This window comes from Paenibacillus xylanexedens (assembly GCF_001908275.1).
In the GTDB taxonomy this organism is placed as follows: Bacteria; Bacillota; Bacilli; order Paenibacillales; family Paenibacillaceae; genus Paenibacillus; species Paenibacillus xylanexedens_A.
On sequence record NZ_CP018620.1, the window covers coordinates 5,911,834 to 5,926,691 of the forward strand.

Here is a 14,858-nt window from a genome sequence, read left to right on the forward strand (position 1 = left end):
GGGTTCTTTTGTAGTTAAAAAGACTATATATTGCACTAGCTAGATATGGCTACCCAGTGCCCTTCCGTGACTTCTACCCACTTGGAATGTTCCAGATTATAACGGTCCTCTACTTCAATATTTTCTCTTGTTGTTTCTTTCACAACATGTCTCTTTTTCTTCGCTTCTACCGCTGGGTCAGGCACAGGAATAGCAGACAGCAATGCCTTGGTGTAGGCATGTTGCGGGTTGGAATAGAGTTCTTCACTCTCGGCCAGCTCCACAATTTTCCCGTTATACATGACAGCCACTCGATCACTGATATGTTTAACCATGGACAAGTCATGCGCGATGAAGAGATACGTTAATCCGAGTCGCTGCTGTAACTCTTCAAGCAATTGTACGATCTGAGCCTGTATCGACACATCCAGTGCAGACAACGGTTCGTCACATACGATGAATTCCGGCTCCACAGCCAGAGCCCGCGCTATACCGATTCGCTGTCTCTGTCCACCCGAGAATTCATGTGGATAACGCTGCGCATGGGTAGGATCAAGACCCACCATCTCTAGTAATTCCTCCACCCGCTTCTCCCGCTGAGATGCTGTACCTGCAAGTTGATGAATATCAAGCGCTTCTCCAATGATATCCATAATCCTCATTTTGGGATTCAAAGATGCATAGGGGTCTTGGAAAATAATCTGCATATGTCTGCGCATCGTTTTCATCTCTGAAGCTGACAGACGATTGAGCGGGACTCCTTTAAACAGTACATCTCCACCTGTTGGCTCATGCAACCGCAGAATCGCACGCCCCGTGGTTGATTTTCCGCTGCCGGATTCCCCTACAACGCCGAGTGTCTCTCCTTGACGAATATGGAAACTGATATCATTCACAGCCTTTAAGGTGTTGCCTTTCCCCAGATTAAAATGTTGTCTGAGCGATTTCACCTCAAGCAACGGCTGATCATCCTCCAGATCTCTCGGGACCAATGATACCAGTTTTGGCTTTTTCTTCTGATCCAGACGTGGTAATGCATTCAGAAGTCTGATCGTATACGGGTGTTTGGGATTAGCAAAAATCTCTGTTGTAGTCCCAGTTTCCACAATCTGTCCTTCTTTCATAACAACAACCCGATCACACATGCCTGCCACTACGCCCAGATCATGCGTGATCAGAATAATCGATGTACCCAGTTGATCTTGCATATCTTTCATCAAATTCAGAATCTGAGCTTGAATTGTAACGTCCAGTGCGGTTGTCGGCTCATCGGCAATGAGCAATTCAGGACGACAAGCAAGTGCAATACCAATCATGACCCGCTGACGCATGCCTCCGGAGAATTCGTGCGGATATTGGTTGTAGCGTATTTCACTACGAGTTATCCCCACCCGCTCCATCATGGCAATTGCCTGTTTCTTGGCTTCCCTTTTGGACACCTTCTGATGTTTGATCAGACTTTCGGAGATCTGTTTCCCTACTTTAATGGTCGGATTAAGAGAACTCATCGGGTCCTGAAAGATCATACCAATATCACGCCCACGGATGCTCTCCATCTCTTTCTGCGTTTTATTCGCCAGATCGACCCCTTTGAACAGAATCTCTCCATTTTTCATCTGTGAAGGCGGCGACGCCAGCAACCTCATAATGGAACGTGCTGTTACACTCTTTCCACTGCCCGATTCTCCTACAATGCCCAGTGTCTCGCCTTTTCGCACTTCAAAACTTACTTCTCGCACTGCCTGAAACTCACTCTCTCCAGAATGAAAAGAGACCGATAAATCATTAACTTTCAATAAAGGTTCCATGTTATCACCAGCTCTCATCCGTTTTTCACATTCACTCATCTCATATGTATACCATTTAATTCCTTGACAATTGTTTAGACCCTAAATAATATATACTATATCAATCGGAATAATGCAATTTAAACCTGAATGAAAGGAGGCACGCTTGGTTTGAATCTTGCAGAAAGCAGCAGACTCTCGCGGTTGGTGCACAATTTAAGTTTTATTTATGGCAAAATGCTGCTTCATCCTTCCTACCGATATGTTCTGTTCATTCTTGGATTACCGATCAATCTGGTCGTGTTTCTAATATGGCGTTCGAATCGAAAAAATGACGGCTGGGTAGCTGCCAGGCAGACGGCTGAGCAAGAACTGCTCGCTTCTTCCTATCGGAACAAGCTGAAGTTGGAAGTGGAAGAACAGCTGCGGCGCAAACATCGTTTTTTCCAGCAACAGGTCAGTGAGGAAGAATTCACACGTCAGACAGAGGAATGGTTGGAAGAAACGGTTCAGAAAGAGTTGAAGGAGCGGACTTCTCGCATACTTCAGGAACAGGGAAGTCACCGTCTTACGATGGCCGATACATTCCACACCCTTATCGACAAACCGTGGTTTTTCGCGATATCGATTATTCCTGGCTGTCTGATGTATGGCATCCTCTTTTTGTATGGAAATCCTTATCTAAAGTACATATTTGAAAGAATACTGATGACGGTATTTGTCATTCTGGGCGTAGCAACACTCGTATTTACGATTTTGTATCTGTCTCCGTTCAACCCGGCAGCTAACATTCTCGGAGAGACAGCAACGCAGGAACAGATTGCAGCATTTAATCAGGTGTATGGCTTGGATCAGCCTTATCTTACACAGCTTTGGAACAATATTAAAGGAGTTGCTCTCTTCGATCTTGGCAAGTCTTTTGCAGGAAATGAAGACGTAACAGCAACGATTGCAAGAAAGTTTCCAATTACATTGACGCTCGCGGTCATCTCCCTGCTATTAGCACTTGTCATTGCGTTACCCATCGGTATCATCTCAGCGATTAAGCCTAATTCATGGTTCGATTATACGTTTATGTTCATCGCTCTGATTGGATTATCGATCCCGAATTTCTGGCAAGGACTTATTTTCATTCTGAACTTTTCGATCAAATTGCAGTGGCTTCCCGCCACCTTCAACCCGCAGAACTGGCTGTCGATCATTATGCCAACCATTGTGCTGGGCACGGGACTCACGGCTGCGGTGGCCCGGATGACCCGGTCTTCTACATTGGAAGTCATTCATGAGGATTATGTGATGACCGCCCGCGCCAAGGGGTTAAGCGAACGTCAGGTCATGCTGAAACACGCTGTACGTAATGCATTGATTCCAATCGTTACTGTGGTTGGACTTCAATTCGGAGCCATGCTTGGCGGGGCAGCAGTGACGGAGAAAGTGTTTAATATCAGCGGTCTCGGTAGCTATATTGTGGATAAACAATTCATCCCCGATATTCCGAGTATCATGGGCGGAGTAATCTACACAGCAATTACGATCTCCATTATCAATGTAGCGGTTGATCTGCTGTACGCTTTTATTGATCCAAGAGTGCGCTCCAAGATGAAACAATATTAAAGTGGTGTTGAACTACCTCTTAAAGCAGGTGTATTATGACAAACTCGTCCTTAACACAAGAAATGCGTTTCCGGCTTAAGTCTTCTCGAGAATACAGTCAGGCGAGCTTCGCCTGGATCACGTCCCTTCTCTTGACTGCCTTGTTGCTGTTCAACAGTTATGACTGGAGCGGGCAGACGTTCAAACCATTTCTGCTAACGATACTTGGGATCTATGTGTTCTTCACACTGGTCCAAAGTGTCATCACCCTTCGGATTCGAAAAGACTTGATCCGTACGGGTACGATCTCTACTTTGACCCGCAGGATCGCCTGGGTTCAACTGCTTGCTATCCTTTCTGGCAATATATTTATCGTAACGGCAGCCTTTCATCTGATGCGAAAAGCCAAGAATGTGGAGTACACCTTTGCGGTATATATGCTGTTAACCCAGCTGTTCGTCATCGGTGTATCTGCGTTAAATGTTTTCAAACCTTATGTGGCTGACAACTTTCTGCCCGCCATGGCGGTGCTGATATTTATTCTGGTCATCGACCTGGTCGTACTGATTATCGTATCCCGATATAACGCGACCTCTATCCTCCCTCGCTGGATGATCGGTGTCAGTGTAGTGCTGATTCTGACCTCAATCACAGGTAATGTATTTGCCCTATTGCTCGGCATTTCCATTATTGGACGCATTCGCAGACAGGGGAAACAAAAATCAAACTTCTGGAATGATCTGTGGGAGCGACTTGCTCCAAATATGACTGCCATGTCCGGTTTGTTTTTTATCATTTTTCTGTTCTCGATATCGATCTGCAGCTTCTTTACCTTTGACTACAGCATGGCTGTGGAAAATAACTACTCGGCGCTGCTTCAACCGCCTTCCCTTGCGTATCCGTTGGGAACGGACGACTTCGGACGATGTTTATTTTCCCGGATTGTATTTGGTGCCCGGATCTCCTTGATCGTAGGTTGCATGTCGACCATCATTCCTGTGTTGATCGGTGGAGTCCTCGGAGCATTCTCCGGTTTCTACGGAAGGCATACGGATAACATCATCATGCGGCTGCTGGATATTCTCTATGCGATTCCGGGAATTCTGCTCGCTATTGCCATTATTGCGGCGTTTGGAGCCAATACAGTCAATCTCATTCTGGCGCTGAGTCTGGGTTCGATCCCAACTTACGCCCGTACGATGAGAGCCAGTGTGCTCTATGTATCTACTTTTGAATTTGTGGAAGCTGCACGTGCACTGGGGTACAACAATCGTACGATTATTTTCAAACACATTATTCCCAACTCCCTTGCGCCCATGATTATCAAGTCCACACTCACGATTGGTGGAGCTGTTATCGCTACCAGCAGTTTGAGTTATCTGGGACTCGGCGTGGAGCCGCATATTCCGGAATGGGGTAACATTCTGAAGCTCGGCAGTACATACCTGGAGACCCACTCTTATCTGGCGATTTATCCAGGTTTGGCTATTATTCTGCTGGTTCTTTCGTTTAACTTTCTCGGTGACGGTCTGCGTGATGCGCTTGATCCCAAGCTGGAGAAGGCCTAAATGAGTTGTTGAAATGAATGATATAGAAAAAAGAAATCACACATCACACATTCAAGATATGGAGGGTAATCCCATGAAAAAACGTACACTGATCTCATTGCTATTAATTCTCGTCATTGTGATTTCCGGCTGCAGCGTAAAAACGAAAACCGAATCCCAGGCGGAGACCACACCTGCGGACACAACTGAAACTGCACAAAAACCGGCTGACATTGAACTGCTCGCCATGAGTTCTTCCGAAAATGATGTAAACATTGTGCGCGACCAGCTGACCAAAAACGGCTTCAATGTGAAGTTGAACCTGCAGCCGGATTACGGTAGCTTCAAATCCCAGCAGGATGCAGGGAATTATGACATTGCCTTGTCCAGCTGGACAACGGTAACGGGAAATCCCGATTATGCAGTGCGTTCCCTTTTCAAAACAGGTGGAGATTACAGTATCCTTGCAGATGCGGAACTTGATAAACTCATCGATCAGGCAGCTACTCAAACTCCAGATGAGTACAAAGACACGTACAAACAATTGGAAGATCGCTTGGTAACGGATCAGGCGTATATCGCTCCTCTGTACATTTCCCTGAAAAGTCAGGCTGTGAACAAAGACATTCTGAATGTCGACACCGTTCGTCTCTCCAAATCCCGCGCCATGGCTTGGGAACCGATTGAGTTCAAGGACAGCTCCAAAAATGCCAAAGATCCGTTGATTCTGACGCAAAGCGCATCCGTACTGACTTCCCTTGATCCCATCAAAGGAAACGACGGTTCCATCAACCAGTTGAACACCAATATGTATGTACGTCTCGTTAACCTGACAGATGACGATCAGCTGACAGCAGAAGGATCACTGTCCCATAATTTCAGTATTGCTGAAGGTAATTCAGACTACTACTTCATTCTCAGAGACGATATCAACTTTGCGAAGATTGATAACAAAAAAGCTGTAGATACAGGAGAACGTGTCGGTGCAGATGATGTTATCTTCTCCCTGGATCGCGCTAAAAACAAAGATTCCGTTCCGGATCACCGGACATACAGTTTGCATGAACACATCAAAGAAGCTGAAGTTGTAACAGATCTGAGTGCATTGCAAAACGTTAAACAATCCAGTGGCCACGGCACAATCCTCGAAGCATTGGAACAAGGACTGGGCAGCAAAATTACCGAACTTGTGACTGACAAAACCAAAGCAGATAATAGTGCAGGTAAATATCAGGTCGTTAAACTGACCACAACTGAACCTTTCCCGCAAGTACTGAACTACCTGGCTCACCAATCTGCGGGTATCGTGTCCAAAAAACAGGTGGAGAGCATCAACACATATGATGTAGCTTCCTTTGACGTCAACAAAGATATTCCTTACGGTGATCAGAACACGGTGACTGAAGGCGCAGCATACAATAACACCCTTTATACTAGCGGACCTTACATTTTGTCTTATAAAAATGACTATGAAGGTGTATTCTTAAAAAATCCGGCTTACCGTAAAGGCACGGAAGATGAGCCAAAAATTGCTCAGGTTAACGTTCGATTCATCGCGGATGCAGACAGCGCCCTCTCTGCTCTTCGCAGCAGTGAAATTCACTTATACTACGGTGTACCTGAAACCAAGTATGACATCATCGAAAATGACAGCAAACTGAAACTGCAAAGTCTGCCAAGTAACGCTGTCTCCTATCTGTTGTTCAATACGGCCAATCGTGAAGTTGCCAAGAGCAGTGACCTGAGAAAAGCCGTGCTGTACTCCATTAATCAGGATGAGATTTTGAGTTTCTACAAGAACAACAAACTCAAAGCATACTCCACAGTAAGCCCGCTCGTTCAGACCGGGAATGAATTGAAAGCCGATCCTGCAAAAGTAAAAGAATTCTTGAGTAACTACAACGCCTCCAAGTAAACGTATACCAACAAAAAGGCTGCTATCAGGATCATGTGTTTGATCCTGATGGCAGCCTTTTGTTATTCTTCCAGCACACGGCAATCTGCCAGAACATCGGGGTAGTTTCGGATGCTGTCCGCATCAGTAATTTTGCGAATAACTTTGCACGGTACGCCTGCTGCAAAAGAATGCGGTGGAATATCACGAGTCACCACGCTACCTGCTCCGATCACACAGCCGTCTCCAATCGTTACGCCCCCGCACACTGTGACATTTGCCGAGATCCATACATCATTACCAATCGTGACCGGCTTGGCATAACATAGTGACTTCACATCACCGTTCTGGTCCACCATCTGTCTCCGCTCGCTGGCAATCATGGGGTGAATGGGGGTAACAATCGTAACGTTGGGTCCAAAACTGGTATAATCCCCGATCGTCACTTGCGCGTCGTCTTGTATCGTCAGATTGTAATTACCGAAGAAATGCTCGCCTATCCGGGTATGCACACCATAATGAAAAAAGATGGGGCCTTGCATGAATCCGCCTTCTCCAATCTCTCCCAGTAGCTGTTGCAATATCTGATTCCTTTCCTCAGTCTGTTCTTCAAAGGTCTGACTGTAACGCTGACTGAGATTATGGGCCCGCCTTTTGATGACCTTTAATTCGGGATCACTTGGACTGAACAACACGCCCTTCATGATTCTCTCTTCTTCACGCATCATAAATCCTCCTTTACAAGAGTTAGCTTATAAAATATAACCCACAGACATGACCTGTGGGTTATAAGGCTTCTGATAGAATGCCTGACTTCAACGCCTGAAGAACCATTCCTCGTAACCCAGCATCAAAATCATGTTGGAACGAGTCCTGATGTACAATCTCGGGCAAAGACGGCATGGGGTGATCCTTCCCGTACTGTTTCCACGCCAAATCCAGCTCTTCTCTCTCCACCCGTTCCTGATAAATGACAATCTGGTGCGGGGCAACGACGGCATTAATCGTTTGCAGGATGTGACATACGTTCACTACAAAATCATTTTTGCTCATGTCACGGTGCCAATCAGGTGAATAAGGAAGATACTTGATCTCACCAAACATCCCGTTTTTCCCACGGATCATCTGTCCATTCAACATCATGCCCATACCCGGCGGGTATCGGTTCGGAAAATAAATTCCCGCTACACTCTGTTCCTTCATATCCGCATGCTGTGTACAGTATCCGCTAATCGCTGCATTAACATCATTCTCCACGAGAACGTTCAGTTGGAACTCGCTCTCGATCTCCCGTATCAGATGTGAGTGGATAAGCTCTTCATGACTGCTCACCGTGATGTCCCCATCTACGGCTTGCCCCGGAATACCGATGCCGATCATATCAATGGCGGGGTACTCCGTAACGAAACGCGCGATAAGTTGCAGCACATGCTGTTTATCGAAAGCAGGCAAAATGCTCTCTTCCTTCAACACAACCTTATTCTCCAGATTCATGACCGTTGCCGAAATCAACTCCTGGCCTTTCATCTCTTTAATGTAAAGAACCAAAGCAAGCTTGAAGTTATAATTATATCGATATGCCTGAGCAGGACGACCGCCGTTAGAGGGAACCACTTTATCCTGGAACAACTCTCCGCCATCACATAATTCCTGAATCAGCGCATTAATGGTCACAACACTAAGATTGGTTAATAAAGCTAATTGCGGTTTGGTCGCCGTCTCGATCTGCTGCATGACTTCACGCACATTATTCAAATTGATGTATTTCATCATTGTAGCGTTGGCTTTTTTCATAACCCTCTCGTTTCTACTCTGGTTCAATTGAGCCAAAGCAATGGTATGGATGTCATTCACACCATATCATAACATAATGCCTTACTCGAACACATGAGTTCCATCGTGCTGGCAATGGATCGAAATAGGCAGAGCTACTTTGTTCACTCAAACAAATCATCCATCGACTTCACAGGTTTCACTTCCATCGGTTGCTTTGACAAGGCCATACTTGCATAAGTACCTGCCCATATTATAACTGCCATAATAACGTAGACCATCCATACTTACCTCCCTGTTTCATGCGGATTATGATTTTGCGATACCACATGTGACTATCCCTCTAGTTAATAAACAAACTTTATAAAGTATATTACGTAAGTATGCGAGGATAATAGTTCTTTGTCAATATGATTTAGATTTATCCGAGCACTTTTCAGTCCAAGGAACATGTGGACAACATGACTACAACAACGCGTATTATCTCGATGCCCATAAAAAATAACTGCCGAAAGAATCATTCAACGATTCTTTCGGCAGCTGTTTGTTCAATATACAAGCAGTTTATTTTGAATAGATTCGCTGTACCCCGGGCAATAAGGTCACAACTTGAATACCCACTCCCCATGCAAAATAGACCAAGTGAATGATAGAGACTTCCTGAATCCAGTACACCTGCGCCATAATCCAGATGATGAGAGCAAACCCCGTATACAACGAAAAAGTCCAAGCCCAATAGCGATCAGGATAGAGATTCAGTCTCTCACCCACCCCCCAATGAATGTAGCAGATGAGCGAAATAGCAATCGTTGTAGGCATCACGCCAAGAACCAGCAATAGGATGATCCCCGGGAACAAAAAACTGGAAAACGGGGAGTTCCCCAACAAAGATTCGGGCAAATTCACCATACTTCCAGTTGGGTCGATGATTAAAATGCTCCCTCCAACGATTGCCCCAATCCCCAGAATTCCATGCATCAAAATGAGTAACCACGATCTGCCTTCACTCTGCTTCATCATGAATTGCTCCTTCCGTCCTCTCGTTTCTCAACCTCATACAGTCATTCATAGGCGGATTATTATCAAACCCTCTAGTACCATTCTCACACATGCCGCGTATTGTTCCTGTGCTTCTTTTCACTATATTGATCTCGAAAATCATTCGTAATGGAAAAACTTGATAAAAGAACGTACGTTCGGTATAATGAAATTATCCTGAATAAGCGAGAGGCAGATATGGACGACAAATTTATTAAGGAATTACGCGAGATTAGTCGGGATGACAGACGAAGATCGGAATTTATGATTCAAGGTTTGAAGGAAACACTGCAAGAACGCAAGGAAGAAGGCATACTCAAGCGCTGGATACGGCGTAAGAAAACAGAGAAAAAAATCTCTCAAAGATTTAATCAAGATCCTCACTCGGATCAAAAGTAAAAACATAAAAAGGAGGCGGAATACGCCTCCCTTGCTATTTACATATGTGAATCATTTAGATTAGTTAGTTGTGACTTAATCCATAAGTTTGCCAAAATACACATTTATTTTTCTAATGTGTCAAATCCTAGTTTGACTTGGTTCCTGATAAGCTTACTTACCTGCTGCCAGTTAGCTAAATGAAAAAAGAGCAGCCTGCCAACCTGCAGTCTGCCCCGTGCTTTATGAACTAACGTTTCCCGTTAGTTCAATGACCTCTTCCAATCAACCCTTGTATAAGTTTTCTCATATGTTGTCCCGTCTTCATTGTGGAATAGAGCTGCTCTTGAGTATGGTTCAGTAATTCTATTATATCCAAGCTTGGTTATAAGCTTTATCATTTTCGGATTCCCAATTGGGTCAACACTAACGAATATTTCAGAATAGCCGAGTTTCCTTGCAAGTTTTTCACGATGTCTAATTAAACCGGAACCAATACCATTGCCACGATAATTTTCATTTACATATAAGTCACTCAATTTGGGTGATAAGTAACTATTAAGTTTCAGAAGACCGAACCCCAAAATTGTTGATCTATCCATTTCAGCAACAAGGAGATACACTTCCTTTTTTTCTTGTTGATTCAAATACGTTGTAAATAAATCCTTGTTATTTCTCACATCAAGTAAAACTCTGATATCTTCTTTCTCTGCCAAGCGTATACTGTACTCCATACCCACCTACCTCCCCAATACTTCAGACTCTCGCCGATAGTATAACTCCCACATAATACCATAACAGAACTATCCTGCCCGTTAGTTGAACTAAAGCAGCCAATCACGTTGGTCTGCTGCTTTGTTGGATTTATTGAGCTATCGTTTCCCGTTAGAGTAATGTTCTGTACTTCTACCTATGATACGGATCACCGTAATGAATCAAAACATAAAGTATCTTTTAATCACAAGATATACATATCAACATAAACAAAATCCCACTCCATGGCCGAGTGGGATTTTGAATAGAACTTCTCTTTTGCGGAACTATCGTTCCGCTAAATCAAGGAAGAGTAGTACTTGTAACATACTTCATTCCAACTCTAAAATTGATTCGCCACTAATTATCGTACCATTATTCTTACCCTCACAGATTTCTTTCATCGAACCTGGTTTATCGAAGTTAAACACATGCATTGGCAAATTGTAGTCTCTTGCCAAAATGAAAGCTGATTGGTCCATTACCTTTAAGTTGTGTTCTAAAACGTCGTTGTAATGAAGCGAACGAAATTTCTTTGCATTTTTATCAAATTTAGGGTCTGCATTAAGAACACCATCAACACCTTGCTTTGCAACTAATAAAGCGTCACAATTAACCTCGATGGCTCTTTGTACTGAAGGATAGTCTGTTGTAACGTAAGGTTGACCGTTCCCTCCTGCAAAAATTACAATATAGCCTTTTTCTAGGTGGTGAATTGCTTTTAGACGGATGTATGGTTCTGCAACTGAAGTAATAGGTATAGCGGTCATTACCCGTACTTCCTTTTTGGTCTTGGCTTTAAGAACTCCACGAAGCATTAAACTATTTACTACAGTCGCAAGTGTTCCAATGTTGTCAGCTTCTGCCCTTTCTATTCCCCAGCTTTCCGCCATATTACCTCGAAAAATATTCCCCCCACCAATAACTAATGATACTTCAACTCCTAAGTTTACTATTGACATAATTTCATCAGCGATTTGGTCCAATCTTTCCGGTTCAAAACCAAATTCAGAGTTTCCGGCGACTGCTCCGCCACTTAGCTTAACGAGAACTCTTTTATACCTTGACAATTAATACACCCCCATAAAATAAAAACACTAAAGCAATAAATGCTTTAGTGTCCTAATGGAATGGAAATATGAAATTACACAAGTCGACTGAATATAAGTCTTACTTTTCCACCTCATACCCCCACCCCTTCCATGTTTTTCCGTCAAGTAATTTTACATTACGTGAGGCTAAATTGCAATTACCGTCATTATTAAATCTGCAAGCAATTTCAATAAGTTATAGAATGATTTACGATGAGCCGTATCAAAGAGCTACCTTGCCACTAACCTGTCCGTTAGCTTAACTAAAAAACAGCCGACTATTTAGCCGGCTGTCTACTTGAGTATTCTGAGTTCTGTGCCTTATTTATCTATTTCAGCTTATGATCTACCCCGTTTTTACGGCAGAATGGCAAAAGACCGGACTGGAAAACCAGAAGCTTTCTCCGCCTTCGGTACAATATTGAAAATAACAGCGCCTTTAGCCGGCACTTGATCCAGGTTTGTTAACAGCTCGACCTGGTATGTATTCTGGGCAAGTACATAATATTCTGCCAGAAGTGCCCCATTCTTCTGATAATCCACGGCCGAATCCGTGTCAAAGGTTTCATGCCCTATGGCTTGTACTTTTCTCTCCTCAAATAAAAACATAAGCGCACTAACCGACCATCCGGGTGCATGACTGTTGCCCTCCGCATCCTTGTTATCAAATGTTTCATGGTTAGGCCAGCGTTTGCTCCAGTCTGTACGTAAGGCTACAAAGCTTCCAGCTTCAATCACGCCATGCTCTCTTTCAAATTCAAGAATATGCTCTACATCCAGTGTGAAATCCGGATTGTTCTCTACTTCGGCAGACTGGTCAATGACCACAAGCGGGAGCACAAGCTCCTTCAAACCTAGTTCATCCAGATACCGGGTATCCCGAACGAAGTGGATCGGCGCATCAAGATGTGTCCCGTATTGACCCGGGAACTTGAAGCTCTGGGCATAGAAACCTTGATCGTGATCAAACAGTGTATCGAATTGTGCTGCCTCAAAAGCTGAAAAATGCGGAGAGTCCGGTCCAAACGTATGGGTCAGATCTACCCATTTCTTTTCTTTTAACAATTGAATGGCTTGAATGAGTTCGTTGGACATCCTTATCACCTCATGCACAAAATGGAATAAATTTCTCCTATTATATCTTATTCCACTGCAATTGGGGAGCAGTCCCTATATTAGTTCTTAGGGCTATAAATTTCAAATTTTAAAACTTCACTGACCGTAGTTGTCAGTGAAGTTTATTTATAATACAAGAGTAATCCATTCAATCATGAAAACAAAAGGAGCATGTATGATGCAAACGAAGAACGTATATCTATATGTATTTGATACGATGGCAGACTGGGAGGTAGGATATCTAACTGCTGAATTGAACTCGGGAAGGTATTTCAGGAAAGAGATCCAGGCTTTACAGGTCGTAACCGTAGGCGTGGATAAACATCCGGTAACTACCATGGGCGGATTGAACATCCTTCCTCATATTTCTATTGATGAATGTACATTGAAAGGTGACGACCTCATCATTCTTCCAGGAGGAAACACCTGGATGGACACCATCCATGATCCTCTATTGAAAAAAGTTGCTGCCTCTATAGAAGAGGGTACGGTTATTGCGGCGATTTGCGGTGCTACAGTTGCACTTGCAAAAATAGGAATACTGGATTCCAGACAGCATACAAGCAATGATTTAGAATACCTGAAGATGATATGCCCAGATTATACTGGAGAAACCTATTATGTAACGGAGCCTGCAGTAACCGATGGAAATCTAGTTACTGCATCTGGAATAGCTCCGTTAGAATTTACAATACATGTGTTGAAGCTGTTGAATGTCTTTGCACCAGAAACATTACAGGCCTGGTACAATCTATATCAGACTCATGAGTCCAAATACTTCTACGAGTTAATGAATTCTATTGCACCTGAATAACCAGTTTCCCGCGGGTATGATGGGTTTCACTCTTCCCATGTGCTTCCCTTACTCCCTGTTGAGTTAGCGGGTACGTTCCATCAATAATCGATTTGAGCTTGCCTTCCGCAGCCAGTTCAGCCAGCTGATCCAGTTGATCCCCTTTGGGCTCCATCATGAAGACGTTGGCCGTTACTCCGGCTTCCTTGGCAAGCTTCTCATCCGGTTGTTCTACCAAGGATACCAGATGCCCGCCAGACTTTAACACCTTGAAGCTATCGCGTTGAATATCACCGCCCATGGTGTCCAGCACAACATCATAATCGGAGAGAATCTCCGAGAAATCTTCTTTTTTATAATTGATAAAATGATCCACACCCAACGAACGAAGCAACGCTTCGTTTGATTCACTCGCCGTGGAAGCCACTTCAGCGCCGAGGGACTTGGCGATCTGAATGGCATACGTTCCCACACCACCTGCACCCGCATGAATGAGTACCTTCTGCCCTTTGCCTAAACGTCCGTGATCCACAAGTGCCTGCCATGCCGTCATCGCAGCCAGCGGGATCGCTGCCGCTTCCTCAAAGCTCAAGTTCTCCGGTATACGGGCAATAATGTCTGCATCAACAGCAACATATTCTGCATAGGTCCCGAATTGACGCGGACGTGCAAATACCCGATCACCTTCTCTGAACCTCGTGACATTTGAACCTGCTTCAGCCACAATACCGGCAACATCGCCGCCCAGAATCAACGGAAAATTCTCCGCTGCTTCTTTCATATAACCTTGTCTGATTTTGAAGTCTACTGGATTCACCGACGTGGCATACGTTTGGATTAATACCTGATTCACTCCACATGTTGGCTTGGCTACTTCCTGTTCCTTCAATTGTTTCGCTCCACCAAATTCCTCAATCACAATTGCTCTCATTAGAGATCCCAGCCTTTCCATTGGATTATCGTTATGCTCTCTCTTCCTTCATTACCCTTTCCCAGCTGTCACTTGACCTATTCATTCCAAAAATCATAGCAATCTGGGATTCACGATCCAGTTCAACAATCGTGATATAATGTCGATTATCGATTATGTTAAATCTTAATCCAATACTGAATCCA

Annotated in this window: 13 protein-coding genes; 5 read left to right on the forward strand and 8 right to left on the reverse strand. The window is 44.0% G+C overall.

Annotated elements, in window-relative coordinates; genetic code table 11:
- Window positions 1-35: 35 nt before the first annotated feature.
- Window positions 36-1,787: an ABC transporter ATP-binding protein gene (locus BS614_RS25825; protein ID WP_244898198.1), complete on the reverse strand. Its 1,752-nt coding sequence runs from the start codon at window positions 1,785-1,787 to the stop codon at window positions 36-38.
- A 150-nt stretch (window positions 1,788-1,937) separates the two neighbouring features.
- On the opposite strand from BS614_RS25825, the gene BS614_RS25830 reads away from it, so the two are divergent.
- The 3 genes from BS614_RS25830 (at window position 1,938) to BS614_RS25840 (ending at window position 6,821) form a co-directional block, all read left to right on the forward strand.
- Window positions 1,938-3,380: an ABC transporter permease gene (locus BS614_RS25830; protein ID WP_244898199.1), complete on the forward strand. Its 1,443-nt coding sequence runs from the start codon at window positions 1,938-1,940 to the stop codon at window positions 3,378-3,380.
- Window positions 3,381-3,415: 35 nt separating this feature from the next.
- Window positions 3,416-4,927 (forward strand): ABC transporter permease, encoded by a 1,512-nt coding sequence (locus BS614_RS25835; protein WP_074096046.1) that lies wholly within the window; start codon window positions 3,416-3,418, stop codon window positions 4,925-4,927.
- A gap of 73 nt (window positions 4,928-5,000) precedes the next feature.
- Window positions 5,001-6,821 carry an ABC transporter substrate-binding protein gene (locus tag BS614_RS25840; protein ID WP_074096047.1) on the forward strand — a complete coding sequence of 607 codons (1,821 nt, stop codon included), beginning with the start codon at window positions 5,001-5,003 and terminating at the stop codon, window positions 6,819-6,821.
- Between the two features lie 62 nt (window positions 6,822-6,883).
- On the opposite strand, the gene BS614_RS25845 is transcribed toward BS614_RS25840, so the two are convergent.
- From BS614_RS25845 to BS614_RS25855, 3 genes are all read right to left on the reverse strand, one after another.
- Window positions 6,884-7,528 carry a sugar O-acetyltransferase gene (locus BS614_RS25845; protein ID WP_244898200.1) on the reverse strand — a complete coding sequence of 215 codons (645 nt, stop codon included), beginning with the start codon at window positions 7,526-7,528 and terminating at the stop codon, window positions 6,884-6,886.
- Between the two features lie 58 nt (window positions 7,529-7,586).
- The gene (locus tag BS614_RS25850; RefSeq protein WP_074096049.1) at window positions 7,587-8,594 is read right to left on the reverse strand and encodes an ROK family protein; all 1,008 of its coding nucleotides are present in this window, start codon (window positions 8,592-8,594) and stop codon (window positions 7,587-7,589) included.
- A 543-nt stretch (window positions 8,595-9,137) separates the two neighbouring features.
- Window positions 9,138-9,593 carry a hypothetical protein gene (locus BS614_RS25855; RefSeq protein WP_074096050.1) on the reverse strand — a complete coding sequence of 152 codons (456 nt, stop codon included), beginning with the start codon at window positions 9,591-9,593 and terminating at the stop codon, window positions 9,138-9,140.
- 216 nt (window positions 9,594-9,809) lie between these two features.
- Here BS614_RS25855 and BS614_RS25860 point away from each other — a divergent pair, with 216 nt between their 5' ends.
- Window positions 9,810-10,010, forward strand: coding sequence for a hypothetical protein (locus tag BS614_RS25860; RefSeq protein ID WP_026080945.1), 201 nt, complete (start codon window positions 9,810-9,812; stop codon window positions 10,008-10,010).
- A 242-nt stretch (window positions 10,011-10,252) separates the two neighbouring features.
- On the opposite strand, the gene BS614_RS25865 is transcribed toward BS614_RS25860, so the two are convergent.
- The 3 genes from BS614_RS25865 to BS614_RS25875 form a co-directional block, all read right to left on the reverse strand.
- Window positions 10,253-10,723 carry a GNAT family N-acetyltransferase gene (locus tag BS614_RS25865; protein ID WP_074096051.1) on the reverse strand — a complete coding sequence of 157 codons (471 nt, stop codon included), beginning with the start codon at window positions 10,721-10,723 and terminating at the stop codon, window positions 10,253-10,255.
- Between the two features lie 351 nt (window positions 10,724-11,074).
- Window positions 11,075-11,812 carry a UMP kinase gene (gene pyrH, locus BS614_RS25870; protein ID WP_036617332.1) on the reverse strand — a complete coding sequence of 246 codons (738 nt, stop codon included), beginning with the start codon at window positions 11,810-11,812 and terminating at the stop codon, window positions 11,075-11,077.
- Between the two features lie 378 nt (window positions 11,813-12,190).
- Window positions 12,191-12,928 carry a cyclase family protein gene (locus tag BS614_RS25875; RefSeq protein ID WP_074096052.1) on the reverse strand — a complete coding sequence of 246 codons (738 nt, stop codon included), beginning with the start codon at window positions 12,926-12,928 and terminating at the stop codon, window positions 12,191-12,193.
- A 199-nt stretch (window positions 12,929-13,127) separates the two neighbouring features.
- Here BS614_RS25875 and BS614_RS25880 point away from each other — a divergent pair, with 199 nt between their 5' ends.
- Window positions 13,128-13,763, forward strand: coding sequence for a type 1 glutamine amidotransferase family protein (locus BS614_RS25880; protein ID WP_074096053.1), 636 nt, complete (start codon window positions 13,128-13,130; stop codon window positions 13,761-13,763).
- Here the strand turns inward: BS614_RS25880 and BS614_RS25885 are convergent.
- The gene (locus tag BS614_RS25885; RefSeq protein ID WP_074096991.1) at window positions 13,747-14,673 is read right to left on the reverse strand and encodes an NADP-dependent oxidoreductase; all 927 of its coding nucleotides are present in this window, start codon (window positions 14,671-14,673) and stop codon (window positions 13,747-13,749) included. The genes BS614_RS25880 and BS614_RS25885 overlap by 17 nt on opposite strands.
- Between the last annotated feature and the right edge of the window lie 185 nt (window positions 14,674-14,858).

What these genes read in the sequence shown, in the direction of transcription:
- BS614_RS25885 (WP_074096991.1), bottom strand. Translation starts at nt 14,673, where the DNA reads ATGAGAGCAATTGTGATTGAGGAATTTGGTGGAGCGAAACAATTGAAG.
- BS614_RS25825 (WP_244898198.1), bottom strand. Translation starts at nt 1,787, where the DNA reads ATGGAACCTTTATTGAAAGTTAATGATTTATCGGTCTCTTTTCATTCT.
- BS614_RS25880 (WP_074096053.1), top strand. Translation starts at nt 13,128, where the DNA reads ATGCAAACGAAGAACGTATATCTATATGTATTTGATACGATGGCAGAC.
- BS614_RS25875 (WP_074096052.1), bottom strand. Translation starts at nt 12,928, where the DNA reads ATGTCCAACGAACTCATTCAAGCCATTCAATTGTTAAAAGAAAAGAAA.
- BS614_RS25835 (WP_074096046.1), top strand. Translation starts at nt 3,416, where the DNA reads ATGACAAACTCGTCCTTAACACAAGAAATGCGTTTCCGGCTTAAGTCT.
- BS614_RS25855 (WP_074096050.1), bottom strand. Translation starts at nt 9,593, where the DNA reads ATGATGAAGCAGAGTGAAGGCAGATCGTGGTTACTCATTTTGATGCAT.
- BS614_RS25850 (WP_074096049.1), bottom strand. Translation starts at nt 8,594, where the DNA reads ATGAAAAAAGCCAACGCTACAATGATGAAATACATCAATTTGAATAAT.
- BS614_RS25840 (WP_074096047.1), top strand. Translation starts at nt 5,001, where the DNA reads ATGAAAAAACGTACACTGATCTCATTGCTATTAATTCTCGTCATTGTG.
- BS614_RS25860 (WP_026080945.1), top strand. Translation starts at nt 9,810, where the DNA reads ATGGACGACAAATTTATTAAGGAATTACGCGAGATTAGTCGGGATGAC.
- BS614_RS25865 (WP_074096051.1), bottom strand. Translation starts at nt 10,723, where the DNA reads ATGGAGTACAGTATACGCTTGGCAGAGAAAGAAGATATCAGAGTTTTA.
- BS614_RS25845 (WP_244898200.1), bottom strand. Translation starts at nt 7,528, where the DNA reads ATGATGCGTGAAGAAGAGAGAATCATGAAGGGCGTGTTGTTCAGTCCA.